The sequence below is a fragment of the Methylobacterium sp. J-001 genome (genome assembly GCF_022829565.1).
Taxonomy (GTDB): domain Bacteria; phylum Pseudomonadota; class Alphaproteobacteria; order Rhizobiales; family Beijerinckiaceae; genus Methylobacterium.
Genome location: NZ_JAKSYN010000054.1, coordinates 42,941 through 68,371, shown reverse-complemented (window position 1 = coordinate 68,371; position 25,431 = coordinate 42,941). Strand labels below are relative to the sequence as shown.

Below are 25,431 nucleotides of genomic sequence, written 5' to 3'. Positions count from 1 at the left end.
CGCATGAGCGACCGTGCCATCGACCTTCAGCACAACCACCAGGTGATGGAGCCGGACGACGAGGACGAGGCGCTGCCCCCGCACCTCGATCCGGACCGCCTCGCCGCCGAGCACCGCGCCCACGTCGAGGCGCTGCTCACCGACCTCGCCAAGCCGGAGTGATCCCCGTGCCCGAGCAGCCCCCCGCCGACGAGTTCATGACCCTCTGGGATTACGTCCCGGATCCTGGCCCGATGGTCCGCGATCCGATGTGGCGCCAGATCGCGCTGCAGGAGCTCACCCGGCCGGCCGACTGGACGCCGCCGGTCCCCCTGATCCGGGAGGCGGCCCCCCTGCCGCCGTGCGCCCGCCTGACGGCCCTCATCGACGACGCGGGCGTCGGGCGCCGGCGGCCCCGCGACGTAGCCATCGTCGAGGCCGCGATCGCGAGGAGCCTGCCGGCCGACGTGCCGACGTTCGTCTCGGCGGTTCTCTCGGTGCGCCGGGACGGCGAGGTCCTGGTCACGCGCGTGCGCCTGTTCGATGGGGGCGTCGTCGTCCTGAGAGTGGACGGGGGCCCCGAGCCCCACGTGCGTGGGTGGGATCCCGAGGGCGAGGACAGGCGCGCCTTCCACTACGTCGACGGCGCGTGGACGCGCGTCGAGAACGCCTGTGTCGGGGAGGTCATCTGATGGCGGGCGGGATCCTGACCGGTTCCGGTCTCGACGAGCTGGTGCGCCAGATCGAGGAGCTCCGGACGAGGCGCTACGAGGGGGCGTTCGACGAGGGCCTTGAGGCAGGTACGCCGCTGGGCGAGGCCGGTGCCTACGCTCAGATGGTCGCCGTCTGCGAGGACGTCCTCTGGCTCTACGGGGTCTACGGGGACGGCGAGCCGGTGGACGTGCTCGGCATCGATCGGATCGTGGAGGACCTCCCCAGGATCAGGGAGGGACGTCGGGCCCTCGTGATCCCCCGCGACCCGGAGACGCCCTGGCGCGATGCGGGGGTCATCGTCCGCTACGGCCTGCGTGTCGACATGCTGGCGGCCGAGACGGGGCCCGAGGGGCAGCGCATGTGGCGCCTGCTGACACACGAGCAGACGTGGATCAAGTTCCGCGACGACGACGGGCGGACCCACTACATCCAGGTCCGCGGGCTCCCGCCGGTCCAGCAGGCCGCGCGGCACGCGTACGAGGCCGAGGTGCGCGAAGCGGAGGCGGTCGCGGCGGCGCTGAGGTCGGCGCGGCCACGCGGGCGGGTTGCCCGGTCGTACTTGGAACTCGACGCCGCTGTTGAGCCCCTTCTGCGCAAGCTGCTGGTGCTCGATCCGGACGCCCTCGTGGGGCACGCCCTCGTCAGGATCGGCGCGTTGCCGCCCGAGTTCCGCACGGCGCGGGTCGACGCGGCGGTCCCGACGCTCGCGGCGCACCACCGCCACGCCGGGTTCGACGTCGCGACGTGCTTGCACTGGCTCCGGGTGATCCGCCGCCGGGTGGCCGCGGTCGAGGCGGCGGGGCCCAAACCGCCCCCCTCCGACGATGCCGATGCCCTCGGTAGCCTCGCGTGGTGAGGCGCCGGATCCTCCCGGGCACGCGCCAAGGCTGCGCGTTCCACCGAACACAAGGACACCTGACCATGGCCACCAAGAAGAAGCCCGCCCCGACCCCGTCCGCTCCCCTGTCGATCACGTTCGACATGAGCATCACCGAGGCCCACAGCCTCGATCGCTGCGTGATCAAGCATGGGTATCTGGTGACGGCCAGTCCGCCGTTCACGGCGAGGGATGACGGGGACTCCCACCTCTCCCGCGATCCGGAGGACGAGTTCCTGGGGGAGATCCTCGGCGTCGAGGAGGGGCGGCTCCTGCTCTTCCGCCGGCGGGACCCGGACGCGTGCCCGGCCCATTTCGGATGGCGGCCGACCTTGGGGCGGCAGTACATCGTCTTTCGGTTTTCGGAATCCGACGACGGCGATGCGTCGGCGGAGCTCCTCGAGGACGATAGCGCCGAGGCCGTCGATGACGCGATGCGGCAGATCTACCGCCGGTACCGCCCGAACCGGACCTACACGCGGACGGCCGAAACGCTGGGACTTCGAGCATGTCCCAGTAACCATCCCCCGCCGTGTTAACCGCGGCCTCTATTTGCCGTTGCAGTCGAAGCCCCCTCGATTCAGAATCGCACCATGCTCAATTCGAAGCCCACATTCGTCCTTCACGCCGGCCCGTTCGACTTCTCGGACGGCGCCCGCGACGAGGCCTCCATGGCCGGTACGGACACGCTGATGTCGCTCGACGTCGCCGCGTGGGCCCCCGAGCTAGCGGACGCCCTAGGCTTCCCGACCTTCTCCACCGCGCAGCTGCGGGCCGCGACGCGTGCCCCGGATCCTCATCGACTGAAATCGATGCAGCCCGGACACGCGATCTACACGACCCGCCAATACCTGCTCGACTGGAGAAATACGTGGCTCGCCCCAAGCAACCCTCCCGCCTTGTCTTCGACCGGAAGCGACAGGTCTGGGCAATCGCAGACTTCATCGATGGCGAGCGCTACAAGCGCAGAACACGACACGGCCTTGCAGCTCGCGGCGCGGCTCAAGAGGAGCTCGCGCTCCACATCGCGGAGCAAGGGCGCCTAGCCCGAGAGCGGCTCATGGCCTCGCCGGATCACGACGACCCGGCGAATTCCAACCCCCGCCTGGTGTCCGTCGCCGCTTGCTTGACGTTCTACGGCGCCCGCATGGAGGGCACGAAGAATGCCGCCTTGGTCGGCCAGCACATCGTCCACCTACTTCGCATCCTGAGGGGCCTGACGCTGGCGCAGATCCGTGGATCGACGTGCCGCGACTACGTCGAGAAGCGGACGAGCGAGCGCTACACGAAGCCCGGCTGGAAGATCTCGAAGCCGATCTCGACGTCGACGGCCCGGCGCGAGCTCGGGACCCTGTCGGCCGCCATCAACGCCTGGCATCGGGAGTACAACCTCTCGTCGGTTCCGGTGCTCGAACTGCCCAAGGCCTCGAAGGGCCATCCGGACTGGCTGACCGAATCGGAGTTCGAGCGCCTCCTGAAGGCGGCCTCCGGGTTCCGCTGGTTCTCCTCAGACATCGCCACGCGCGAGCCGTACTGGCAGCCGATCGAGGGCCTGCGCCACGAGCCCGGCGACCAGCTGGTGCGGTTCCTCCAGATCGCGTTCTACTCGGGCACCCGGAGCGCGGCCGTCCTCGACCTGCGCTGGCGCAAGCACAAGGTCGCCGGGTACGTGGACTTCCCGACGGTGACGATGTTCCGCGAGGGCCCCGAGGCGCCGGCATCCCGCAAGAGGCAGCCCCCGTGCCGGATCCACGATCGCCTGCTCCCGCTCCTCAAGGAGTGGCGCGAGGAGGACCTGGCGGCCGGCGTGTCGCGCGTCGTCCATCGGAACGGTGCCGCCGTGAAGCGGGTCAGCAAGGGGTTCAGGATGGCCGCGATCCGGGCCTGCCTGGACCGGCGCGACATCGACGGGACGCACCGCGTCACCGACCTGTCGGCCGGCCTCGCCGCCGACCTGCCCGAGGAGGAGGAGGGCTACCTCTCGGAGGAGGCCGAGGGCGACGCCGACGAGATGGGTTGGCCGACGCCGCACATCCTCCGGCACTCCAGGGCAACGATCATGCTCCGCGCCGGCGTGCCTCCGGTGGAGGTGAGCGAGTACCTCGGCATGTCGCTGGCCATGGTCCTCAAGGTCTACGGCCACACGTCGAGCGCCTACCAGAAGGCGGCTGCGGCGGCCTGACGCGGAGCTTTATTTTTTACAAGCACCCCTTGCTTTCGGCCCCGTTGCTTGTATATTTACAAGCAACGGGGAGACGGTCTCCCCGAGGGAACCGCACCGATGTCCAAACTCACCGCCGCCAACGTCGCCCACAACCAGGCCGTCGAGCACGCCCTGAACGAAATCATCACCCAGTCCGACCTCGACACCGCGCTCGCCGAGATCGCGGCCCTCTCCGCCCCCACCGAGACCGCCACGGTCGACCTCGACGACCTCGGCTCCGATGCGATCGCGGTGCTGGGCGACGGCTCGGTCCTCTGCTGGGGCAATGAGCACAGGATCAACGGCCGCACGTACCGCGACATCGTCGTCGCCGGCGGCGCCGAGGACGGCCATGGCGTCATGAACGCCGAGCTCCAGGCCGAGATCTGGGAGGACTCCCAGGTCTGCGCCGACTGAGGGCGCGGACCGGCCGGGGGATCGCCCCCCGGCCTCAGGCGAGAACCCTACCCCCAGCACAGAGGATCCGGACATGGCCAGGATGGTGGACTTCGACAACGACGGCGTGGACTTCGACGACGGCCTGCGCCTGACGACCGAGGGCGAGTTCAGGTTCGACGGCAATTGGATCGTCCGGGTCGGCGTCTACCGCCGCTACGAGGGCGAGCGGGACTTCGAGCGCGAGGCGACCGTGCACGTGCGCACCGGCCCGACGGCCCGCACGATCGAGGCCTCCGTGCTGCGCAAGCGCGCCGAGCGCCGCCTCTCCGGCGACTGAGGCCCGCCCCTCGGGAGGGGTGAGAGACCTCCCGATCCCGGGCCTCAGGACCGAACCCAGCCCTTCCGGAAGGACCACACCCATGAAAGCTGCCATCCCCGCCATCGAGGCCGTGCTCGCCGCGTCCCCGTCCCGGGACGAGGACGCGACCGTCTACGCCATGTTCGGCGCCCTCGGCACGATCGACGCCGAGGGTCGGGCCGCCGCCAAACGCGCCTTCCCGGAGCACCCCGCCGTTGCCGCGATCCTCACGTTCGACTTCTGCACCTCCGACGACCACGCTACCGTCGCCGCCGCCCTGGAGCCGCACGCCGCCGCGGCACCGACGCTGCGCCAGTCGACCGAGGACGACGAGTGGACGGCCGCTGAGAGGGCCGTCTACGCCGCCAGGACCTTCGTCGGAGAGGTAGCTCGGATGACCGGCCACGGACGCGCCGGCCACGACCGCTGGGAGGCACGCGAGCACTTGATTGCGACTCTGCGAAACCTGCAGGTGCGCCATCTTGAGGAGGTCGCGTGCGATCGCATCGGCCAGTTCCCCGGGTACGACGTCCGCGGTCAGGGGTGGTGGGCGTGGGGCGCGCCGGGAGGCATGAGCATCCAAGTCCGCGTGGGTGGCAGGCCGATCCTCTCGCTCCCCGGAGACGTCACGCGCCGCGAGGTCGAGATGGCGATCCTCGGCTGGAAGGCCGGCAACGACCAGGGCCTGCACGAGGGCGCCGAGCGCATCCGCCGGGGGATCAAAAACCTCCTCGAAGTCGAGGCCGCCTGAAGCCTGCACCTCCACCGGCCCCCCATCACGGGGCGGCCGGTGTAGAATTGAAACGCCCGTCCTGCGCAGGAGCCCGCACCGTGTCCTTCGATTTCCCCAAGCCGATCCGCGAGGCCAAGGTCGACCTCTCGGGTTTGACCGAGGCTCAAATCCTCATCCGACGGGGCGTCATCAGCCTCGGCGAGCGAGCCTTCGGGCCGCGCTGGCAGAGCTTCTTCGCGACGGCGCTCTCGGAAGTTGCGGGCCGGCGCATCACCCAGGCGCAGGTGTCGCAGTGGATTTCGGGCTCCCGCCCCGTGCCCGATGCCCTGTTCGAGCCCACTCGGCGTCTCGCGATCCGAGCGGCCGAGGACCTGGAACGCCGCGCGGCCGAGATCCGGATGGAGTGGGCCCCGGCGGCGCCGGAGGAGGACAAAGCCGACCTCGCGACACTGGCCTGAGGGCGGGCCCTGCGTCGGAAGGACCAGGGACTAGACAAGCGTAGTCGAAAGTCGATATAGGGGGCTATGTCGACTTTCGAGGTACACCATGGCTGAGGACGTCCGGCTCTCCGACACGACCCTGCGCGCGCTCAAGTTCCTGCTCTCGGCTCCCCTTGAGGGGAGGTCGGGCGCGGAGATCAGCAAGTCCGCCCGCATCGGGTCGGGGACGATGTACCCCATGCTCGCCCGGCTGGAGACCGCCGGCTGGGTCGAGGGGAAGTGGGAGGAGGTGGAACCGAGCGAGGCCGGGAGGCCGAGGCGACGGTTCTACACGCTGACGATGGCAGGGCGCGCCCGGGCCCGTGCCGCGTTCGCCGAGTACCAGGTCGCGCCGGAAGGAGCCCTCGCATGGAACTCCTGATCGGGCTGCTCATGAACATCCTGGGCGCGGACCTCTACGACCGCTGCCCGAGGCTCGCCCGCTTCCTCATCCGCAAGGCGGCCGCCCGGCTGCCGGAGGGCAAGCGGGAGTCCTACGCCGAGGAGTGGTCATCGCACCTCGCCGACTGCGACACCAAGCTCGATCAGCTCCGGCATGCTCTCGGCTGCTGGTGGAGCGTCGGCGGGATCCTGAGGACCGAGCCGCAGCCAAAGCGGGCTTACAGCCTCGACGCGCTCATCCTCGGCTCCGGCCTCATGCTGGTCGGATCCACCGCGGAGGCGATCATGTCCGCGATGGCCGGCGCGCCCTGGCTGTACCTGGTGAGCTACCTGTTCCAGATCCTGCCGGGAGCCTTCGTCGTCGTCCTGGGGATCCGGATGCGTCTGAAGGATGGGCGGTACGTGTATATCTGACGCCCGGAGCGGGGTCCCGGAATGGCCCCGCAATTACGAAATCCGGCCCGCATGGCCGTGCATGGCGCTCGATCCAATCGAACGGCGTTGCATGGGAATTGACGGGCCGGACGCCGGTCCCTAGGAAAGTTGCGGCGGGGTGAGAGCCTTGCCAAGGTTGGGGTCGAGGGTTCGAATCCCTTCGCCCGCTCCAGTTTTCCTTCCCAACCGGATCTTCGCAAAACGCCCGCATGGGCGTTTTTTGCTTTTCGGGCTACCGCGTCTCGGTATCAAACGCCTTCGGTCCGTGACCCAGAACGGGCGGACGGCCTATTCTTCGACGCTTTCGTGGATCGTGATCCTGGGCAACCGAAATCCGGCGCCGAAATGCCGTTCTCTGCGAAGAGCCCGCGGCGGCTGTGGGCTCAGCCGCGTATGCCGTCTGCGAAATGTTCACGGATCCAGCACTCCCCGGAGATCCGGGCGCCGTTCTGCGTGACGAAGGCGTAGGGCGAGTGCTCGACCACCGCGCCGCCGCCGGCCCGGATGATCCAGCGGTAGCACCGCGGATCGCTCGCGCAGGGAATGACTTCGACGCTGTGGGCGGGTATCAGACCGATCGACATGGCCTGTTAACGTGCCACACAGGATTTCCGCTCCAAGGCACTGCGCCGCACGGTTACTTAAGTGTGCAATCGCACGCTCGTACAAATTGCATCGACTGTTCGGGGACGACGAAGATCTGAGTGGCGCGTCGGTTCGACCAGATGGTCGCACCCGGATGCGACCCGCCATTTCCTGACGTGGCTCAAAGACTTGCAAGACCGCCTCCGATCTTTTTCGTGGGTGAATCCCGACTCCGCAGCAGAGGACACGGCATGTCGATCAACGCGCTCAACGACCGCAAGAAGCTGTCGAGCGATTTCAACGAGGCCAACGACGCATTTATCGACGAGGTGCTGAAAGCCCTCCAGGCCGGGCAGATTCCGATGGATCTGGCCCGCGCCTACCTCGCGCATCCGGTCGCGATGATGCACACGGATGGTGCCCAGGCGGTGGCCAACTACTTTGACCGGATGCTTGCGCAGCGGCCGAACATCGACTGGATGCCCGGCGATTGATCGGCTCGGGCCGAGAAAGGGATAGCGGATGACCGTCGACGAGGTCGAAGACCTGAAGCGCGCGCGCGGCGCCCTGGCGCGGCAGAGGAACGCCATCGCCAAGCGGTTGGGCGGCCTCGACGTCGCCCCGATCTCGATGGCCGAGGACCTGACCCGGACCCTGCTGGCGATCGAGGCCGTCGATCGGGCCCTGGTCGATGCCGGGCAGCCGCATGTCGATATCGGGGCCGCCCACGACCTGTAGGCATCGCCGGCGCCGCGTCACGTCGAAACCTTGCGCGCCGCTCCCGGGCGGGCATACAGGCGAAACGGTGCGAGGAGACCCGACGATGACCGACCGCCTGCCCGGCTTCAACACGCTGGCGATCCATGCCGGCGCCGCGCCCGACGCAGCCACCGGCGCGCGGGCTACGCCGATCTACCAGACCACGAGCTTCGTGTTCGACGATGTCGACCACGCCGCCTCGCTGTTCGGGCTCCAGGCCTTCGGCAACATTTACTCGCGGATCACCAACCCGACCAACGCCGTGCTGGAGGAGCGCATCGCGGCGCTGGAAGGCGGCACCGCGGCGCTCGCCGTGGCCTCGGGCCATGCCGCCGAGTTCCTGACCATGCACGCTTTGATGCAGCCGGGGGACGAGTTCGTCGCCTCGAACAAGCTGTATGGCGGCTCGATCAACCAGTTCAACCACTCGTACAAGAACTTCGGCTGGTCGGTGGCCTGGGCCGACAACGACGACCCGGCCTCGTTCGAGGCGGCGATCACTCCGCGCACCAAGGCGATTTTTTGTGAATCCATCGCCAATCCCGGCGGGGTCATCACCGATATCGCGGCGCTTTCGCAGGTCGCCAAAAAGCACAACATCCCGCTGGTCGTCGACAACACCATGGCGACGCCATACCTGATCCGGCCGTTCGAGCACGGAGCCGACATCGTCGTGCACTCGGCCACCAAGTTCCTCGGCGGCCACGGCAATTCGATCGGCGGCCTGATCGTCGACGGCGGCTCGTTCCAATGGGCGGGGGACGCCCGCTATCCGATGATGAGTCAGCCCCGGCCGGAATATTCCGGCATGGTTCTGGCCGAGACCTTCGGCAATTTTGGGTTCGCCATCGCGTGCCGGGTGCTTGGCCTACGCGATCTCGGCCCATCCCTATCGCCGTTCAACGCTTTCCTGATTCTCAACGGCATCGAGACCCTGCCGCTGCGGATGCAGCGCCATTCCGACAACGCCCTGGTGGTGGCCAAGCATCTGGCGCAACACGACGCCGTGGCCTGGGTGAGCTATCCGGGCCTGGAGACCGATCGCTACCACGCGCTGGCGCAGCGCTACACGCCCAACGGCGCCGGCGCGGTCTTCACCTTCGGGCTGAAGGGCGGCTACGAGGCCGGCGTGAAGCTCGTCTCCAACCTGCAGCTGTTCTCGCACCTGGCCAATATCGGCGACACCCGCTCGCTGGTGATCCATCCGGCCTCGACCACGCACCGCCAGCTCACCGACGCGCAGAAGAGCGCCGCCGGAGCAGGGCCGGAGGTGGTGCGCCTATCGATCGGGCTGGAGGATCCGGCGGATCTGATCGAGGATCTGGACGGCGCGTTGAGCGCGTGAAGCGGCGTCCGAGACCGAGAACCTCGCCGCAGGGTTGAAAGTCCCCCCGGGTCTGTAGCTTGCCGTCAGTGCTGACGGCGCCAGGCCTCCGTTTCGCGGACGGTCTCCTCGACCTCCTCGCGATTCGAACGCCAGCCATAGGCGCTCGGCAATTCGCGACGCGCCAGGAATGCCGTCATGATCGCGACGACGTCCCGCGTCGACAGCACCTCATTCGCCCGAACGGTCACCTGATAGCTGTTCGTCTCGATACGCGCGGGCTTCGCCGCGCCCTGTCCCGGCCTCCCGGCGACGAGATGCTGGAACGGACGACGCGGGTCCATGCCGCCGTTCCCATCTCGGACATACACGCGCCGCTCCACGGTGATCCGACTCTCGCCGGTTTTGGCGTCGCGGCCGCCCGCGGCCTGAACGTAGTCTCCCCATCCGTCGGGGCAGTCTTCCTCGAGGATCATGAACCCGCATCCGGCCTGCGGGCACAGCGCCGCGGCTGTCTCGGCGATATCCTCCGGGCGAGGCGCCCGGATCTTGAAATCTCCTTCGGCGGTAAGAATGAAGCGGCGTGCGCTGCCGACCATCCCGTCAGAACGCCTCATCCGCCAGCGCCATCGTGCTCTCCGCCCCGGCCTTGATCCGTGCCAGCCGCAGGCTCGTCTCCGGCAGCATCCGCTCCATGAAGAACCGGCCGGTGGTGAGCTTGGCCGACCAGCGCGGCGAGGCTTCCTCGGCGTTCCGGGCGTGGGCCGCCTTGGCGATCCGCGCCCACATGTAGCCGAGCGCCACGAGGCCGAAGAGGTGCATGAAGTCGGTGGCGCCCGCGCCGGCATTGTCGGGCTTCGCGAAGGCGTTCTGCATCAGCCACATCACGGCGCCCTGGAGGTCGTTCAGCCCGGCTTGGAGCGGCAGGGTGAACGGCGCCATCGCCGGATCCTCGCCGTGGTCCTTCAGGAAAGTCTGGACCTCGCTCAGGAAGGTCATCATCGCCCGGCCGCCGTCCTTGGGCAGCTTGCGGCCGATCAAGTCCATGGCCTGGATGCCGTTGGCGCCCTCGTAGATCATGGCGATGCGGGCATCGCGCACGAACTGCGACATCCCCCATTCCTCGATATAGCCGTGGCCGCCGAACAGCTGCTGCGCGTCCACCGCGTTGGCGAAGCCGCGATCAGTCAGCACGCCCTTCACCACCGGGGTGAGCAGGCCGAGATGGTCGTCGGCGGTCTGGCGCTCCTGGGCGTCCTCGGACCGGTGGAGGATGTCCGCCTGCAGGGCGGTCCAGAGCATCAGGGCGCGGGCGGCCTCGTTGAAGGCGCGGATCTGCATCAGGGTGCGGCGGACATCCGGGTGGACCAGGATCGGGTCGGCCGCCTTGTCCGGGGCCTTGGCGCCGGTCAGCGCCCGGCCCTGGAGCCGCTCCTTCGCGTAGGCCACGGCGTTCTGATAGGCGACCTCGGACTGGCCGAGCCCCTGGACGCCGACCGCCAGCCGCGCCTCGTTCATCATCACGAACATGGCGTTGAGGCCGCGATTCTCCTGGCCGACCAGCCAGCCCGTGGCACCATCGTAGTTCATCACGCAGGTACTGTTCCCGTGGATGCCCATCTTGTGCTCGAGGGAGCCGCAGGACACGCCGTTGCGTGCACCCAGCGAACCGTCCGGGTTCACCAGGATCTTCGGCACAACGAATAACGAGATGCCTTTGGTGCCGGCGGGCGCACCCTCGATCCGGGCGATGACCAGGTGGACGATGTTCTCGGCAAGGTCATGCTCGCCGGCCGAGATGAAGATCTTGGTGCCGGTGAGGCTGTAGGAGCCGTCACCGTTCGGCACCGCCTTGGTCTTCAGGAGCCCGAGATCCGTGCCGCAATGCGGTTCGGTGAGGTTCATCGTGCCGGTCCAGGCGCCCTCGACCATCTTGGGCAGGTAGAGCGCCTTCTGCTGCTCCGTGCCGTGGACCAGGAGCGCCGCCATCGCCCCCTGGGTCAGGCCCGGATACATCCCCAGCGCGAGGTTCGCCCCCGAGGCGAATTCCTGCATCGCGGTGTTCAGCGTGTGGGGCAGCCCCTGGCCGCCGAACTCCTCCGGCACCGACAGGCCCATCCAGCCGCCCTTGGCGTAGGCGTCGTAGGCGGCCTTGAAGCCCGTGGGCGTGCGGACGCTGCCGTCGGCCTCGCGGCGGCAGCCTTCGAGGTCGCCGGCCCGATTCACCGGGGCTAGGACCTCCTCGGCGAGCTTCGCGCCCTCGCGCAAAACCGCCTCGACCACGTCCGGGGAGGCGTCGGCGAATCCGGCGAGATTGTCCCGGCTATGAAAGCCCAGGACATCGTTGAGCAGGAACAGCGTGTCGTCGACCGGGGCGCGGTAATGCGGCATGAACTGATTCCCCCTTGCCGGGCTGATCGACGGGTTCGGCCCGCCCGTTTGCAAGCATCTAAGCGCGCCATCGCGTCCGGAGCAACGGCTCCGCCGTCGCTGGGACGGGATGTATCGGGGGCCTGCACGCCTGCGCCGAGGATTACTGGGCCGGCCTCACCTTAACCGTGTGTTTACCAAGAAAGTTAAAGGTCCCCTCGAACGATCCGGCACCCGCGTTCCGTGGATACCGTCTTCCGGTCCCGTCCCGCGAACAGGATCAACGCCGAACGCTGCCGACGACAGGCCACCGATGACCCGCAACGCCATGCCGCAGCTCGACAGTTTCGATCCGGAGGTGCTCGACGCCGCCCGGGACGTGGCGGCGCGAGCGGGCGTCCCGCTCGAGACCTGGATCGCCTCGGTGGTGCCCCAGCAGCAGAGCGTGCAGGGGAATCGGCGCCCGCGTCGCCGCCCGCGCACCGAGAAAGTCGGCCTTCCTGAGGATCGGCCCGACGCCGAGCTTCACCACGACCGTCCGGACCCGGCCGCCGCTCTGTTCGAGCGGAAGTCCGAGTCCCGCCCGGACCACGGTACCGAATTTCAAAACCCGGGCTTCGCCGCCATGATGAGCCGCATCGATGGCCTCAACCGGACCTTGGATGAGGAGCGGCGTTTAACCCAGGAATCCGAGGCCCGGCGTCTGGCCGAGATCGAGACTCGGATCGAGCGTGCTCTGAAGGCGACGCCGGTCCAGCAGGTGACCGAGCGTCTCGGCGATATCGAGCGGCGGATGTCGCAACTCGGCGAGCAATTCGCCTCCGCGCGCCCCGCAATCCGCCGCGGGCGCCCGGACGTGGTCGAGATCCGCAGCGCCGTCCAGGATATCCGCCAGCGCCAGCGTGAGCTGTCGGAGGGCGTCGGCGAGCGTGCGGTGACGGCTGGCCAATCCGATGGTGGCGTCGTGGCGAGCATGCGCATGGACCTCGCCCGCCGCCTTGAGGCCCGTGTCGAGGAGATCACCGCACCGTCGGTCGCCGTGTCTGAACTCCAGCGCGAGACCGTGCGCCTGCGCGAGGCGATCAACCAACTGGCGACGAGCCGGGATGTCGGTGCTCTCGAACAGGCGGTGAACTCGCTCGCTCACGGCATCGAGCGAACGCAGGTCGGCACAGATCTCGCCGCCATCGCTGCGCCGATTGAGCAGGTCCGGGCGCAGGTCGAGCGCTTGGCTGAGCAGGTCGCAGAGAATGTTCATACCCGGGTGGCCGACGACGTCCGCCGATTGGCCGAGCGTCTCGACAGCGTCGCCGCGACCGGCCCGGCCGGTCCGGACGGGCATACGCTGGCCGGCCTGTTTGGCGAACTCGAAGAGATCCGCCGTCTGATCGGGGCCCTGGCCGGTCCGGAGCGCATTCAGGGCTTGGCGAACAGCCTGCAAGCCGTGAGTGCTCAGATCGCGCAGCTGCAGCGGACCGGCACCGATGCGAGCCTGCGCCCGCTTCTGGAAGAGATCCGCAGCGACGTCCGCACCGCGGCCCCGACGGCCATCTCCGAGCAGATCCAGACGTTGGCCGACAAGGTCGACGGCCTCTACACGCGCGACCAGAGGTTCGACCGGGTCGGGGAGTGGGACGTGGCCCAGTCCGGCGACATGGCCTCGATTCACGCGATGCTGCGCAGCCTTGCCGAGAAGGTCGATCAGGTCGGCAGCCGCTCGGAACACGAGGGCCTCGACGCCCTGGAGAAGCAGGTGGTCACGTTGGCCGGCAGGCTCGACGCCCCCCGGGGTGGCGATCCGGCCCTGGCCGGCCTCGAGCGCACCATGGACGACCTGCTCCAGCAGGTCGCGGCCCTGCGCGAATCGGCGCCCAGCGAGGCCGCAGTCGAGCGTGCTGCACGCAATGCGGTGGCCCAGACGCTGCAGGGATCCAGCATCCCCAGCGCGGATCTCGGCGAGATCGGTCTCCTGCGCGCGAGCCTCGCCGACATGCAGGCGCGGCAGATCGCATCGGACCAGCGCCTCGGCGCCACCCTCGAAGGTGTGCAATCGGCTCTCGAACGCCTCGTCAATCGGCTCGGCCCGGTCGAAACCGCGAATGCACGGGCGCCGTCCCTCGACGAGCGTCTGATGGCCTCCACGAGCCCGGAGATCACCCGCGCCGCCGCGTCTGAAGCGTCTCGCTTGGCCGACGACCTGCTGGAGCCAGGGAGCGGGCGTCCGGGACGCGAGGCGCGCGCGGCTCGGGACACCACGGCCCGCCGGGCTACGCGGGACCGCTCGACCGAGCCCGCCCGCGGCCGACCAGCTTTGGATGCGGGCGGCGAAACCGACATCAAGACCAGTTTCATTGCGGCGGCCCGTCGTGCCGCCCAAGCCGCTCAGGCGGAACTCGCCGCAGAGGCGCCGGCCGATCGCCGGGACCTGCGCGCCCACAAGGGCGAGAGCGAGCTGACGGCGTCGGGGGAGAGTCGTTTCGATCGCCTGCGGGCCGAGATCAACCGCCGCCGCCGGCCGCTGCTGCTCGGGCTCGCCGCTATCGTGCTGGCACTCGGCGCGCTCCAGGCGATCAGCCTGCGCACGCCCGAGGAGGTGTCCCGCCCCCCGGTCCAGACCTCCCAGGTCGCCCCAGCCCGCATCGAGCCTGCCCGGGAGTCTCGCCCGGAGGCTGCTCCAGAGGCGCCGGCACCCAAAGCACCGATCGCCGATCCGTTGACCACGCAGGCCCTGCCGAGCGCTCCGCCTGCCGAGGCACGCACGACACCCGCCAAGGCGGCGGTGCCCCAGGTCTCCGGCATTAACACGATGCAAGCCGATCTCGGCACCGTGCCGCCAGCCCTCGCCAAGGTGAAGCAGGCGGCTCTGGACGGCGACGGCGCGGCGATCTGGGATCTCGCAACCCGCGAGGCGGATGGCCGTGGCATGCCGCGGGACCTCGCTGTGGCGGCGAAGCTCTTCGAGAAATTGGCGGTCGCCGGCTATGCGCCGGCGCAGTACAAGCTCGCCGGCCATTACGAGAAGGGCTCCGGGCTGGTCCGCGACCTCGACAAGGCGAAGCTCTGGTACGGCCGCGCGGCCGAGCAGGGTCACGCCCGCTCGATGCATAATCTGGCGGTGCTATACGCAGAGAACCCCGCCGCCAACGGCAAGCCCGACTTCGCGTCGGCCGCCTCGTGGTTCCGGCAAGGGGCCGAGTTCGGCGTCCGTGACAGCCAGTACAACCTGGCGGTGCTCTACGCCCGGGGCCTCGGCCTGACGCAGGATCTGGTGCAGTCCTATGCCTGGTTCTCGGCTGCTGCCGCGCAGGGCGACGACGACGCGGCCAAGAAGCGCGACGACGTGGCGAACAAGCTGAACCCAGCGGACCTCACCAGCGCCAAGAGCCTCGCCGCCACCTTCAAGCCGCGCAAGATCGACGCGGCGGTCAACGAGCCGCCCGCCCCGAAGGAGGGCATCACGGCGCCGATGTCGCTGCTCGGGGCGCCGACGCCGAACTCGACCACCTTCACGCCGCCGCCGCGCAAGTCGTAGCGGTCGGAGCCTGCGACGCCCGACGCATCACCCGCCGATCCAGCCCCGGTGGATCCGGGTGATGCTCTCTTTTGCCGCCCTGATCCCAGCTTGACCGCTCCGCCGCGATGCGGGAACGCTCTGCGTGGGCGGCACCCGCCCCTGTGAAAGAAGCGTAGCCGTTGCCTGTTCGGCGGCTCGGAGGATGGATGGCGCACCGGAACCCCGTCCCGATCAGTGCGCTCGTGCTCGGCGTGGCCGGCCTCATCCCGTTTTTGGGTTTCGCGGCGCTGGCGGTTTCGGGCACCGATGGCGGCCTCAGCAGCATCGGCCTGTCGCCGCGGACGATCCTGTCGGCTTACGGGGCGGTGATCGCGTCGTTCCTTGGCGGCATCCGCTGGGGCGCGGCCGCAGCCCGCAATTCCGGCAATGGCGATTACGTCATCGCGATCGTGCCGTCCCTGGTGGCCTGGGCGGCGATGGCCGCGCCGGCGCCCTGGGATCTGTGCGTCCTCGGTGCCCTCGTACTGGCCTGGGGTCTGATCGACCAGGACCTTCCACGCCGCGGCCTCGTACCTCTCTGGCTCGGCCGCCTGCGGCTCGTGCTCTCTGGCGTCGCTGGCGCCGCCCTGCTGGTTGCAGCGTAAAAGCCCTTCAAAAAACGCCCTCTGCGCTGTCTTGAGCATAAGATGACGCCCGGTAATCGGGCGTTTCGTGAGGTGCTGTAAGCTCCGGCTTATTCATTTTTCACGGACGCGCCGCTGACTGCGCCCGCCGAAGACAACGACCAACCGCTGGGCGGTGGAACAATCAACTGTCTGCAGCCATCTCACGGAGCAGCTTCAACACCGCGCCGCGGCGGGTCGGTGACTTGATCGCCCGGAACAGGGCCGCGGCCTCGTCGCATTGTGCCTCGCTTGGCCCGGACGGATCGACCATCGCGGACTCGACGCGGAAGAAATAGGACGGCGACACGTCCAGCGTCTCGGCGATGCGCTCGAGCAGATAGCGCGTGGTCGGAGGCGTCTCATCGTCGATCATTGGCTCGAAGCTCGCACGCGATCCGCGTCACATATCGAAGCCGAAGCGAGTTCGGCCTCGCAGAAGAGATTTCGCGGCCAACCTATCGCCGAAGCGCGACAGATGCCATCCTCAGGTTGTGGTGGCCTGCGATTTGTCGCGCTACGTGCAAAATTTCGGGGCGAGCATGCCGCAATCGAAACATTTCGACAGGACATTCAATATCTTACGCGATCTCGATCGCGCCGCGACGCCCGACGAGATCGCTCGTCTGCTGGTCGGTGCGTTCGGACGCTATGGAATTTCATACGTCATGGCCGGCATCGTGCCGGAGCCGAATCTGCCAGCGCGCCGTCACGCCGGTTACGTTCTCGCCAGTACCATGCCGGAGGAATGGGCCCGCCGTTACGTTGCCCGCGGCTACGCCCTTCACGACCCAACGGTTCGCCGGCTTTGCACCAGCGCCACGCCGTTCGATTGGAGCGCCGTGCAGCCCGACACGGCGACAGCCGGCCGCGTCATGAACGAGGCCACCGAGTTCGGCATCCGGGCCGGCGTTACGATTCCGTTCGTGACCCTCGATGGCGAACCCGGCGGCATCAGCTTCTCTGGGGGGGCGATCGAGATTGAGGCGGCAGACCGAATCGCCGTCAATTTGGTGGCGACTTATGCCGTGGGCCAATTGCTGCTGATGAACAGCCGGCCTGTGCCCGGTGAACCAGTGCGTCTGTCACCCCGGGAGCGCGAGACTCTCCAATGGGCCGCCGAGGGCAAGACCGACGCGGAGATCGGTGTGGTGATGGGCATCACGGCGTCAGGGGTCGACTACCATCTGCGCTCGGCACGCACGAAGCTCGACACGGTCAACAAGGCGCACACCGTGGCGCAGGCTCTGCGGGCCGGCCTGATAACCTAGGGGTAGCATCAAAACTCACGGTCGCAATTGTCGTCGGCCTTACACGCAACCCTACGGTTTTGCGTAGTACACACTCGACCGGCGACGCGGGACACTCACGGCATAGAGACGTGAGGTTGTTCCATGATTCATGTGGTTACCCCAGCCAACGCATCGCAATATAGCGATGCGATGGAACAGGTTTGGCGCCTGCGGCACGAGATCTTCGTTGAGGAGAAAGGCTGGACGGACTTGGCCCGGCCGGACGGACGTGAAATTGATCAGTTCGATACGCCGCAGGCGGTGCATTTCCTCGCCATGGAGGGCGAGAAGGTCATCGGCTACAGCCGACTCCTGCCGACCACCCGCCCGCACCTCTTATCCGACGTGTATCCGCAACTCTGCGAGGGCGAGCGACCGGCCGGGCCGCACCTTTGGGAATGGACCCGCCAGGGTGTGGCCCGCTCGCACCGCGCCCGGGGCCGGGTGGTCAATCCGGTCTCGATCGCGCTGCTCACCGGCATCGTGGAGTGGGGCATGGCGCACGGCCTCACCGGCCTGCTCCTGCAGATGCCGACCCTCTACATGATCCACGTCATCCAGTTGCATTTCCGTGCCCAGCCCCTGGGCCTGCCCGTTTTGATCGGTGGCGAGGAAATCATGGCCGCCACTGCCGCCTTCGACGAGCGCACGCTGGCACGCCTTCGCACGGTGCACGGCGATAGCCGTTCTGTTCTGGTCTCCGAGCCGGCCTACCTGGCAGCCTGATGAGAAGTTCTGACATGACCGATGCCCCACTCGACACCCTCGCGGTGCAGTGCCTCACGGTGCGCGATCTCATCGATTCGGTCGGAGACCCGCTGATGCGGGCTGCGATCGACCTGCTGCTGATCGAGGTCGGCCGAGCACTGGCAGAGAGTTGCGCGCCGGATTTCCAGGCCGAAGCCTGATCGGACGGGGCCGTGGCACATCCCGCCGCGGCCCCTGCTTGAAAACTCCCCTCAAGAGCGCAGCTGGAGCTTGACCGTTCGCGAAACCGGCGCGAGTTGGATGCTGGGCCGATCAGCTACGATGGGCCTTAGTCTGGTGATTGAGATCGGGATGCTGTTCCCATGCTGCGACACCCGGCGGGCCCCTAGCAGAGGGGCTCTCGCCGGCAACACAACCGCTCCCCGGAAGTGATTGTGATCGCCGACATGCCAAGAACTGATCTCACGGGCGGCCGAGCGGCACGCGATGTCTGACGCGTCACTCGGCGGAGAAGCCGATCGTCGCCGGGCAAATTCGAGCCGGATTGTCGCCTTCCTTCTCATGGCATTCATCTGGGGCGCCGGCTGGCTGCCGACGAAGCTCGCCATGGAAGTCTTGCCGCCGATCTTCTTTGCCTGCCTACGTTTCACGATGGCGGCTCTGGGGTTTCTTGTTCTTGCCCGGCTCCGTGGTTTTTCCTTGCGGGTCGAGCGACCGGGGCGCGTCCTTGCGGCTTCCCTGCTGATCACCACCGCCTGCTACGCTCTGGTGTTCTGGGGGCTGGCGCAGGCCCCAAGCGGCCTCGCTGCAGTGGTCAATCTCGGGCTTATGCCGATTTTCTTGATCGGCATCGGGGCAGCCTACGGGCAGGAGCCGATCACGCCGCTCCGGGTCGCCGCGATCATCTTCGGCCTCGCCGGCTTGGCGTTGCTGTTTTCCGGTCGCCTCGGTGCGAGCGGGGAGGGCGCGAAGGCTGTCCTCGGCCTCGCTGCGGTGGCGCTCGGCACGCTCGCCTATGCCTGGGGCACGGTGATCAGCCGGCCGATCGTTCGCGCAACACCGCCGGTCGTGCTGGCGTTCTGGCAGTCCTGTCTCGGCACGCTGGGCCTGATCCCGATCTCACTGGTGGTGGAGGGCTGGGATCCAGGGCGCTTCGCCGCGCTCAGTGATCCGCGCGTCCTGCGGGGACTCGCCGTGATGGTCGGTGGCGGATCGCTGATTGCTTTGCCGATCTTCCTGATGCTGCTGCGCGACTGGGGCGCGTTCCGGGCCGGGCTCTATGCCTTCGTCAGCCCTGTCATTGCCGTCCTCATCGGCTACGCGTTCGCTGCGGAGCGCATCGATATGGCCGAGGCCGTCGGGATGGCGGTGACGCTGGCAGCGACCGCCCTCGCACTCGGCAAGCCCGGTCGGACCGCGACATGAGAACGGCGGGCGCCCCGGGGCACCCGCCGCTGAAACTTCGGCCGAAAGCGCCGTTTCAGACGCCCATCGCGGTTTTCAAGTTCTGATCGACCTTGTCGAGGAAGCCCGTAGTCGAGAGCCACTTCTGATCGGGGCCAACCAGCAGCGCGAGGTCCTTGGTCATGTGCCCGGCCTCGACGGTGTCGACGCAGACCTTCTCCAGCGTCGCCGAGAACTTGGCCAAATCGTCGTTGCCGTCGAGCTTGGCCCGATGCGACAGACCGCGGGTCCAAGCAAAGATCGAGGCGATCGAGTTGGTCGAGGTCTCGCGGCCCTTCTGGTGTTCGCGGAAGTGGCGGGTGACGGTCCCGTGAGCGGCCTCGGCCTCGACCGTCTGGCCGTCCGGGGTCATCAGCACCGAGGTCATCAGGCCGAGCGAGCCGAAGCCCTGCGCGGCGGTGTCCGACTGTACGTCGCCGTCGTAGTTCTTGCAGGCCCAGACGTAGCCGCCCGACCACTTTAAGCAGGAGGCGACCATGTCGTCGATCAAGCGGTGCTCGTAGGTGATCCCGAGCGGCTTGAACTTGGCCTCGAACTCCTCCTCGTAGACCTTCTGGAACAGGTCCTTGAACCGACCATCATAGGCCTTGAGGATGGTGTTCTTGGTGGACAGATAGACCGGATACTTGCGGGCCAAGCCATAGTTCAGCGAGGCCCGGGCGAAGTCGATGATCGACTGGTCGAGGTTGTACATCGACATCGCGACGCCGGCGTCCGGGAACTTGAACACCTCCTTCTCGATGACGGTGCCGTCGTCGCCCTCGAACTTGATCGTCAGGCGCCCCTTGCCGGGCACCTTGAAGTCGGTGGCACGGTACTGGTCGCCGTAGGCGTGACGGCCGATCACGAACGGCTGGGTCCAGCCGGGGACGAGGCGGGGCACGTTCTTGCAGATGATCGGCTCGCGGAAGATCACGCCGCCCAGGATGTTGCGGATCGTGCCGTTGGGCGAGCGCCACATCTCCTTGAGGCCGAATTCCTGCACCCGCTGCTCGTCGGGCGTGATGGTGGCGCACTTCACGCCGACGCCGTGGCGCTTGATCGCCTCGGCGGCGTCCACCGTGACCTTGTCAGCCGTCGCGTCACGGTGCTCCACGCCGAGGTCGTAATACTCGAGGTCGACGTCGAGATAGGGATGGATGAGCTTGTTCTTGATCTCGGCCCAGATGATCCGGGTCATCTCGTCGCCGTCGAGTTCAACGACGGGGTTCGCTACCTTGATCTTCGCCATGGACCGATGCCTTCTCGCGTTGTCCCCGCGCACGGCATGCAAGGGCCGTGCGGTCGCCCGCCCGGATATCGACCGGGTCCGTATCGCCCCGGCGACATAGCGCGGCCCTTCCGGCAGCGGAAGGCGCGGGCTGTCATCCGGCCGGCTTCGTCACCCGGCCCTCGACGGGCGGCCGCCGCCTGTGCCAGAGGGCCGGCATGACGACCCGAGACCCGCAAGACGAGCCGCCGCCGAAGATCACCGAGCTGCCGCCGGGGATCGCCCCGGTGGTGATCCTGGTGGAGCCCCAGCTCGCCGAGAATATCGGCATGACGGCTCGGGCCATGGCGAATTTCGGCCTGTCGGAAATGCGCCTCGTCAACCCGAAGAATGGGTGGCCGAAGAAGGGCGTGCGGGAGGCGGCCTCGGGCGCCACCCATGTCCTCGACCGGGCCACGATCTTCGGCAGCGTCGCCGAGGCGATCGCCGATTTGCACTACGTGCTCGCTACCACCGCGCGCGAGCGCGGGCAGATGAAGCGCGTCTTCGCCCCTGAGGCCGCCATGGGCGAAATGGTCGCCCGGGAGGGGCAGCGCATCGCGGTGATGTTCGGCCGCGAGCGTGTCGGTCTGACCAATGATGAGGTGTCGCTCGCCGATGCGATCATCACCTTCCCGGTCTCGCCGGATTTCCCGTCGCTGAACCTCGCGCAGGCGGTGCTGCTGGTGGGCTATGCGTGGCGCCAGGCCAGCGGGCGGGCGGTGCTGCCGTTCTCGGGGGAGTTGCTGTCGCCGCCGGCCACCCGCGAGGCGCTGGTGGCGCTGTTCGGCAGCCTGGAGACGGCTCTGGACGGCGCCGGCTTCTACCCGCCCGAGAAGCGGGAGATCATCGCCCGCAATATGCGCGACATGCTCCACCGCATGAGCCTGACCGAGCAGGATGTCCGCACCTTTCGTGGTGCATTGCGGGCCCTGACGCGCAAGGGGACCTGATCAGTCGGCCGCTTGCATATCCGGTGGCTTGCCGCCGCCGAAGCAGCGTCCCACCGCCTCCCAGAATGCCGCCTGTTCCTCGGGCGTGCATTGCGCCACCCGCGCCTCGACCAGCGCCCGGCCGGCCATCGCATCCGCATCGGCGGCGACTTCGGCTTCGGTCGGGTTTATCGCCTCGTTCATCGGAGCCTCCATACTCCCAGAAAAAGGCCGAGCGTAGCAGCACGGTTCCGTTGCCGGCCGCAATCAGGCATGGAAGCGCCGCGCGTCGGCGGAAGAGGGCGGGGTATCGGGTGCGGCTCAGCGTGGACAATCTCGCCTGCCGCCGCTCCGGGCGCCGCATTTTTTCCGGTCTGGCCTTTGCCCTCGGGCCCGGGGATGCCCTGGCGGTGACCGGGCGGAACGGCGCCGGGAAATCGAGTCTTCTCGCGATCCTGTCGGGCCGCCTGCGGCCCGATGCCGGGCGTATCGACGTGGACGAGGTGGGCGAGGCCAGCCTGCCGGAATGCCTCCACGCGGTCGGCCATCGCGACGGGCTGAAAAGCTCGTTGACTGCCGGAGAGAACCTGCTGTTCGCCCAAAAACTCCTCGGCGCGCCCCGCCTCTCCCCCCGGGATGCGCTGGAGCAACTCAGCCTCGGCCATGCCCACGACCTGCCGGTGGGCTACCTGTCGGCCGGCCAGCGGCGGCGCGTGGCCCTGGCGCGGCTGCTGGTCTGCGAACGCCCGCTCTGGCTCCTCGACGAGCCGACGGCGGCCCTGGACACAGCCTCGCAGACGTTGCTGGCCGGCCTGATGGCGGCGCATCGGGCCGGTGGCGGTCTCGTGATCGCCGCGACCCACCAGGCTCTGGGTCTCGATGGGGCGGCAGAGCTGCGCATCGAAGCGTCAGCCGCTCCGGAGCCCGAGCCGATGGAGGATTGGGCGTGACCCGTGCCATCCTCGCGCTGATCGCCCGCGACTTGCGCCTGGCTGGCCGGGTCGGAGGCTCAGGTGCCCTGTCGCTGGTGTTCTTCCTGATGATCGTGGCCCTGGTGCCGTTCGCGCTTGGGCCCGACCTCAACCTGCTGTCGCGGATCGGCCCGGCGATCCTGTGGCTCGCGGCGGTGCTCTCGACCCTGATCGGCCTCGACCGCCTGTTCCAGGCCGACGAGGAGGACGGCTCCCTCGAGCTGATGAGCGCCGCCCCGGTGCCCCTCGAAGGCGTGGTGCTCGCTAAGGTCACGGCGCATTGGCTGACCACGGGTCTTCCCCTGGCGCTCGCCTCGCCGCTCTTCGGTCTGCTCGTCGCCCTCGACGGCACCGCCATGGGCGCCACCGCGCTGACGCTGCTCGCCGGGACTCCGGCGCTCAGCTTCATCGGCGCGGTGGGCGCGGCGCTCACGGCCTCGATCCGCCGGGGCGGGCTGATTCTCGCGGTTCTGGTCCTGCCGCTGATGATCCCGAGCCTGATCTTCGGCGTCTCGGCCGCCCAGGCGGCGACGGGCGGAACGGTGCCGTTCCTGGTGCCGCTCGCGGTGCTGACAGCACTGACGCTGATCGCCGCCGTGGTCGGAACGCTGGCGGCGGCGGCGGCGTTGCGCTGGCCGGAGTGATCTACGACCTTCAACCGTTTCGTACCCCCATGGTTGGGCCGAAGATGGTCGCATCAATGTCCTGAACTCTAATCCATGGGATTGTCGGCTAATATCTTTAAAAGAAAGTCGTATTCCCCGCCGTTGTCTTCGGTGCCTCGGAATGTCGATACCTCGACATGATTGTCGTCAAAGCATTCTATTTCGAGTCGCACCCCGTACAGCGACGCATCGACCCTGATCGTGTCCGGCCGATCCCTCGCAAGCCGGAAGGAATTTTTGCCTTCTCTAAAGTTTTTAGCACGTCGAAGATTGTATGATTTTCCATACGCCTCCCTCCTCTGTGAATCGATGCCGGCGTGTGGGCGACCCTGGAGGCTTTGGCGAACGCTTGGCTTACCGCTACTGTTCGGCCGCTGATCTCTCGGTCGCGCTCGTGTCTTTCCTGTTCGGATTGTGGCCGCTTTCGACGCAACCGAAATGAGGGCCGTCACACGGCGCCGATCATTGTTGGTCCGATCCACTGGCGGCCGTAATGGGTATGACAGCCTTCTGGAATGGAAACGCCGTGGGCTGCCAGTGGCGGCCGAGCTTGAAACGGTCTGCTTCGGTGCGCTCGTTCTCCCAGAGAAGCTTCGCCAAAGTCATGTGATCGCCCGTCTGCAGGGCCTCCCCTACCGTAACCCAGCTCCGGAGGTAATCAGATATCGGCTCACCATCGATCGCTTTTTGCTTCTCGTATCGCTCCCTGAAGCTCGGGGTAATCAGATCCCAATGTTTTCTGGCAATCGCAAGCTCGCCGAGCGCTGCGTTTGTGAGGCACATCCAGATATGATCCTTGTTGAAGCTATAGCCTCGCATTTCTTGGGATAAAATAAAGTTTACAATTTTCTCGATTGAGTCTAAGGATCTGAGAAGCGGAAGGACTTCGGTCTCAACCTGAACGACGAAATCCCCAGCGATCATCGGGTCGTCCCAATCCCAGACGCCATCTCGGCCAGCTGGTTTGAACCTGCGCGACCGACCGATCATACCGATCGATCGGCCATAACCTCCGAACCCAAATTTGTCTCCACGAATATACAGCTCAGTCAATCTCCATTCGAGCGTGAAATAGCCTCGACTGGGGCGATTGTATATTCGGATCTGCCTAGCGATATGACCAACACTCTGAAGGCAGAGGAATTTGCCGCCTGTCAGAGTGATGTCTTGATTCCGGTCGATTAAAGGAATCGACAGTTCCCTGATTTGCTGTGTCGGTGTAACAGTCATTTGGGCCATTTCCTAGGTCTTACCTGTATCATAATGAAGCGCATTGCTTCCGGAAATTCGCGCTTTGCCGCCTTGACGGAGTCAACAGCTTGCTTAGGGGTCCAGCCGTGTCGACCAGTTTTCGGCTCATAGATACACACGGTGTCGATGCGAGGCCTCTCAAATACGTCGTCTCTCTTGCTGCCAAAAAGAATGTAATCTCCATTCTTTCTTCGTTCGGCTAATATAAGTTCTGCAACAAAATTTGGATCTCTATTTTCGTTGATAATACGCGCGATCTCAATGTGAATCATTGTACCCAGCTGTGTAGCATTCGCATACACACCTTGCGCTGTCACACGTGCAGTCGCTTCGTCCACAATAGCCTGCACTTCCCCGTTCCTTGGACAAGCGTCATCCAATTGAGCTTGACTGAGCCGGCCGATCCACATCGGCATACTCATCTGCGGATCGTCCCCAAACTTATATTCTTGCGCTGTAAGCCCCAAAACGGTGCCGTACCCATCCTCACGAGCGGAGAGGTACGTCAGGAGCTGCAACCCAAGCTCGAAGGTTGCGATGACGGGGGCGGCGATCAGAGGTAGGGCGGGGGCGAAGGCCTGTTGAACGATTGGCTCAGCGACGAGACCGGTTGGTGTGAAGGTGGTCCGCGATAGGACCTCGCCCGTTTTGCCGTCTCGAACCGTCTGCGTTTCCCCGGAGGTCTCGAAGATCCGGCTTTCTCCGCCCGGCGCCGTGACGGTGTGCTGTTCGTCGAAGGGCTGTCGCCCCGCATGTACGCGGATCGAGAGGATGCGCGTCCCATCCTCGAGCGTCGTGCTGTCCGTGAGCACGGGTGGATCCTGTCGGGACGGTCCGCTGAATCGATCCTCTTGGAATGAGGCCCACTGAGCACCGATGGGAGCTGGCACCCACTCGCCGCCGTTCGGCTGTCCCGCTGGCGCGCGCGGCTGGGTCTCCCAATTTTTAGCCTGGAGCTGCCGCTGCAGGCGCATCAGCTTCGTCTCAAGGGTCAGGCCAGCCAGAACGTGGCGCAGCATGATTGCTTCGCTGTACGCTTGAGATTCGTCACGCATGGTGGCCCCACCCCGCCATGCCGCCCTGTTGCGGCCGCAAGAACAAAGCAA

At 67.0% G+C, this 25,431-nt stretch carries 32 protein-coding genes; 24 read left to right on the top strand and 8 right to left on the bottom strand.

Going from position 1 to position 25,431, the window contains the following annotated elements; all coding sequences use genetic code 11:
- Nucleotides 1–3 precede the first annotated feature (3 nt).
- From MKK65_RS06030 to MKK65_RS05975, 12 genes are all read left to right on the top strand, one after another.
- Nucleotides 4–162: a hypothetical protein gene (locus tag MKK65_RS06030; RefSeq protein WP_187274963.1), complete on the top strand. Its 159-nt coding sequence runs from the start codon at nt 4–6 to the stop codon at nt 160–162.
- Between the two features lie 5 nt (nt 163–167).
- A complete protein-coding gene (locus MKK65_RS06025) occupies nt 168–671 on the top strand; it encodes a hypothetical protein (protein WP_147842680.1) in 504 nt (167 codons plus the stop codon).
- The gene (locus tag MKK65_RS06020; RefSeq protein ID WP_147842679.1) at nt 671–1,549 is read left to right on the top strand and encodes a hypothetical protein; all 879 of its coding nucleotides are present in this window, start codon (nt 671–673) and stop codon (nt 1,547–1,549) included. The genes MKK65_RS06025 and MKK65_RS06020 overlap by 1 nt, the downstream gene beginning before the upstream one ends.
- Nucleotides 1,550–1,614: 65 nt before the next feature.
- A complete protein-coding gene (locus tag MKK65_RS06015) occupies nt 1,615–2,109 on the top strand; it encodes a hypothetical protein (protein ID WP_147842678.1) in 495 nt (164 codons plus the stop codon).
- Between the two features lie 54 nt (nt 2,110–2,163).
- The gene (locus tag MKK65_RS06010) at nt 2,164–2,616 is read left to right on the top strand and encodes a hypothetical protein (RefSeq protein ID WP_056250404.1); all 453 of its coding nucleotides are present in this window, start codon (nt 2,164–2,166) and stop codon (nt 2,614–2,616) included.
- Between the two features lie 14 nt (nt 2,617–2,630).
- Nucleotides 2,631–3,752, top strand: coding sequence for a tyrosine-type recombinase/integrase (locus MKK65_RS06005; protein WP_243924973.1), 1,122 nt, complete (start codon nt 2,631–2,633; stop codon nt 3,750–3,752).
- 99 nt (nt 3,753–3,851) lie between these two features.
- Entirely contained in the window at nt 3,852–4,190 is a 339-nt protein-coding gene (locus tag MKK65_RS06000) for a hypothetical protein (protein ID WP_056250399.1), read from the top strand.
- A gap of 73 nt (nt 4,191–4,263) precedes the next feature.
- Nucleotides 4,264–4,509 carry a hypothetical protein gene (locus MKK65_RS05995; RefSeq protein WP_147842676.1) on the top strand — a complete coding sequence of 82 codons (246 nt, stop codon included), beginning with the start codon at nt 4,264–4,266 and terminating at the stop codon, nt 4,507–4,509.
- A gap of 82 nt (nt 4,510–4,591) precedes the next feature.
- Nucleotides 4,592–5,281, top strand: coding sequence for a hypothetical protein (locus tag MKK65_RS05990; RefSeq protein WP_147842675.1), 690 nt, complete (start codon nt 4,592–4,594; stop codon nt 5,279–5,281).
- Between the two features lie 80 nt (nt 5,282–5,361).
- On the top strand, nt 5,362–5,721 hold the full coding sequence (locus MKK65_RS05985) for a hypothetical protein (protein WP_056250392.1): 360 nt from the start codon (nt 5,362–5,364) through the stop codon (nt 5,719–5,721).
- Between the two features lie 88 nt (nt 5,722–5,809).
- Complete coding sequence (locus MKK65_RS05980; RefSeq protein WP_056250390.1) at nt 5,810–6,124, top strand: PadR family transcriptional regulator; 315 nt, start codon at nt 5,810–5,812, stop codon at nt 6,122–6,124.
- Nucleotides 6,112–6,558: a hypothetical protein gene (locus MKK65_RS05975; RefSeq protein WP_056250388.1), complete on the top strand. Its 447-nt coding sequence runs from the start codon at nt 6,112–6,114 to the stop codon at nt 6,556–6,558. The genes MKK65_RS05980 and MKK65_RS05975 overlap by 13 nt, the downstream gene beginning before the upstream one ends.
- 404 nt (nt 6,559–6,962) lie before the next feature.
- Here the strand turns inward: MKK65_RS05975 and MKK65_RS05970 are convergent, their stop codons facing one another.
- Nucleotides 6,963–7,163, bottom strand: coding sequence for a hypothetical protein (locus tag MKK65_RS05970; protein ID WP_243956299.1), 201 nt, complete (start codon nt 7,161–7,163; stop codon nt 6,963–6,965).
- A gap of 252 nt (nt 7,164–7,415) precedes the next feature.
- Here MKK65_RS05970 and MKK65_RS05965 point away from each other — a divergent pair, with 252 nt between their 5' ends.
- The 3 genes from MKK65_RS05965 (at nt 7,416) to MKK65_RS05955 (ending at nt 9,268) form a co-directional block, all read left to right on the top strand.
- Nucleotides 7,416–7,658, top strand: coding sequence for a hypothetical protein (locus MKK65_RS05965; RefSeq protein WP_243956297.1), 243 nt, complete (start codon nt 7,416–7,418; stop codon nt 7,656–7,658).
- 28 nt (nt 7,659–7,686) lie between these two features.
- Nucleotides 7,687–7,902, top strand: coding sequence for a hypothetical protein (locus MKK65_RS05960; RefSeq protein ID WP_243956295.1), 216 nt, complete (start codon nt 7,687–7,689; stop codon nt 7,900–7,902).
- An 85-nt stretch (nt 7,903–7,987) separates the two neighbouring features.
- On the top strand, nt 7,988–9,268 hold the full coding sequence (locus MKK65_RS05955; protein WP_243956293.1) for an O-acetylhomoserine aminocarboxypropyltransferase: 1,281 nt from the start codon (nt 7,988–7,990) through the stop codon (nt 9,266–9,268).
- A 65-nt stretch (nt 9,269–9,333) separates the two neighbouring features.
- Here MKK65_RS05955 and MKK65_RS05950 read toward each other — a convergent pair whose 3' ends face one another.
- Both MKK65_RS05950 and MKK65_RS05945 read right to left on the bottom strand, forming a co-directional pair.
- Nucleotides 9,334–9,864 carry a hypothetical protein gene (locus MKK65_RS05950; RefSeq protein ID WP_243956291.1) on the bottom strand — a complete coding sequence of 177 codons (531 nt, stop codon included), beginning with the start codon at nt 9,862–9,864 and terminating at the stop codon, nt 9,334–9,336.
- Nucleotides 9,851–11,638 carry an acyl-CoA dehydrogenase C-terminal domain-containing protein gene (locus tag MKK65_RS05945; protein WP_243956290.1) on the bottom strand — a complete coding sequence of 596 codons (1,788 nt, stop codon included), beginning with the start codon at nt 11,636–11,638 and terminating at the stop codon, nt 9,851–9,853. The genes MKK65_RS05950 and MKK65_RS05945 overlap by 14 nt, the downstream gene beginning before the upstream one ends.
- A 292-nt stretch (nt 11,639–11,930) precedes the next feature.
- On the opposite strand from MKK65_RS05945, the gene MKK65_RS05940 reads away from it, so the two are divergent.
- Both MKK65_RS05940 and MKK65_RS05935 read left to right on the top strand, forming a co-directional pair.
- Complete coding sequence (locus tag MKK65_RS05940; RefSeq protein ID WP_243956288.1) at nt 11,931–15,149, top strand: hypothetical protein; 3,219 nt, start codon at nt 11,931–11,933, stop codon at nt 15,147–15,149.
- A 188-nt stretch (nt 15,150–15,337) separates the two neighbouring features.
- Nucleotides 15,338–15,775, top strand: coding sequence for a DUF3429 domain-containing protein (locus MKK65_RS05935; protein WP_243956286.1), 438 nt, complete (start codon nt 15,338–15,340; stop codon nt 15,773–15,775).
- A 163-nt stretch (nt 15,776–15,938) separates the two neighbouring features.
- On the opposite strand, the gene MKK65_RS05930 is transcribed toward MKK65_RS05935, so the two are convergent.
- The gene (locus tag MKK65_RS05930) at nt 15,939–16,169 is read right to left on the bottom strand and encodes a hypothetical protein (RefSeq protein ID WP_058190099.1); all 231 of its coding nucleotides are present in this window, start codon (nt 16,167–16,169) and stop codon (nt 15,939–15,941) included.
- Nucleotides 16,170–16,302: 133 nt separating this feature from the next.
- On the opposite strand from MKK65_RS05930, the gene MKK65_RS05925 reads away from it, so the two are divergent.
- The 4 genes from MKK65_RS05925 to MKK65_RS05910 all read left to right on the top strand — a co-directional run bounded on the left by MKK65_RS05925 (nt 16,303) and on the right by MKK65_RS05910 (nt 19,218).
- Nucleotides 16,303–17,064: a LuxR family transcriptional regulator gene (locus tag MKK65_RS05925; protein ID WP_243956285.1), complete on the top strand. Its 762-nt coding sequence runs from the start codon at nt 16,303–16,305 to the stop codon at nt 17,062–17,064.
- 123 nt (nt 17,065–17,187) lie between these two features.
- Nucleotides 17,188–17,811, top strand: a complete 624-nt coding sequence (locus tag MKK65_RS05920) for an acyl-homoserine-lactone synthase (RefSeq protein WP_058190100.1) — start codon at nt 17,188–17,190, stop codon at nt 17,809–17,811.
- A 14-nt stretch (nt 17,812–17,825) separates the two neighbouring features.
- The gene (locus MKK65_RS05915) at nt 17,826–17,993 is read left to right on the top strand and encodes a hypothetical protein (RefSeq protein ID WP_243956283.1); all 168 of its coding nucleotides are present in this window, start codon (nt 17,826–17,828) and stop codon (nt 17,991–17,993) included.
- Nucleotides 17,994–18,279: 286 nt separating this feature from the next.
- Nucleotides 18,280–19,218, top strand: a complete 939-nt coding sequence (locus tag MKK65_RS05910; protein WP_279596550.1) for a DMT family transporter — start codon at nt 18,280–18,282, stop codon at nt 19,216–19,218.
- Between the two features lie 55 nt (nt 19,219–19,273).
- On the opposite strand, the gene MKK65_RS05905 is transcribed toward MKK65_RS05910, so the two are convergent.
- Nucleotides 19,274–20,488 (bottom strand): NADP-dependent isocitrate dehydrogenase, encoded by a 1,215-nt coding sequence (locus tag MKK65_RS05905; RefSeq protein ID WP_058190103.1) that lies wholly within the window; start codon nt 20,486–20,488, stop codon nt 19,274–19,276.
- Nucleotides 20,489–20,685: 197 nt separating this feature from the next.
- Here MKK65_RS05905 and MKK65_RS05900 point away from each other — a divergent pair, with 197 nt between their 5' ends.
- Nucleotides 20,686–21,459: an RNA methyltransferase gene (locus tag MKK65_RS05900; RefSeq protein ID WP_243956279.1), complete on the top strand. Its 774-nt coding sequence runs from the start codon at nt 20,686–20,688 to the stop codon at nt 21,457–21,459.
- On the opposite strand, the gene MKK65_RS05895 is transcribed toward MKK65_RS05900, so the two are convergent.
- Nucleotides 21,460–21,642: a hypothetical protein gene (locus tag MKK65_RS05895; protein ID WP_058190552.1), complete on the bottom strand. Its 183-nt coding sequence runs from the start codon at nt 21,640–21,642 to the stop codon at nt 21,460–21,462.
- Between the two features lie 110 nt (nt 21,643–21,752).
- Between MKK65_RS05895 and ccmA the strand changes: the two genes are divergently transcribed.
- Complete coding sequence (gene ccmA / locus MKK65_RS05890; RefSeq protein WP_058190104.1) at nt 21,753–22,388, top strand: heme ABC exporter ATP-binding protein CcmA; 636 nt, start codon at nt 21,753–21,755, stop codon at nt 22,386–22,388.
- Complete coding sequence (gene ccmB / locus MKK65_RS05885) at nt 22,385–23,053, top strand: heme exporter protein CcmB (protein WP_243956277.1); 669 nt, start codon at nt 22,385–22,387, stop codon at nt 23,051–23,053. The genes ccmA and ccmB overlap by 4 nt, the downstream gene beginning before the upstream one ends.
- A 483-nt stretch (nt 23,054–23,536) precedes the next feature.
- Here the strand turns inward: ccmB and MKK65_RS05880 are convergent, their stop codons facing one another.
- Both MKK65_RS05880 and MKK65_RS05875 read right to left on the bottom strand, forming a co-directional pair.
- Nucleotides 23,537–24,304: a hypothetical protein gene (locus MKK65_RS05880; protein WP_243956275.1), complete on the bottom strand. Its 768-nt coding sequence runs from the start codon at nt 24,302–24,304 to the stop codon at nt 23,537–23,539.
- A complete protein-coding gene (locus tag MKK65_RS05875) occupies nt 24,301–25,380 on the bottom strand; it encodes a hypothetical protein (protein WP_243956273.1) in 1,080 nt (359 codons plus the stop codon). Before MKK65_RS05875 ends, MKK65_RS05880 begins: the two co-directional genes overlap by 4 nt.
- Nucleotides 25,381–25,431 lie beyond the last annotated feature (51 nt).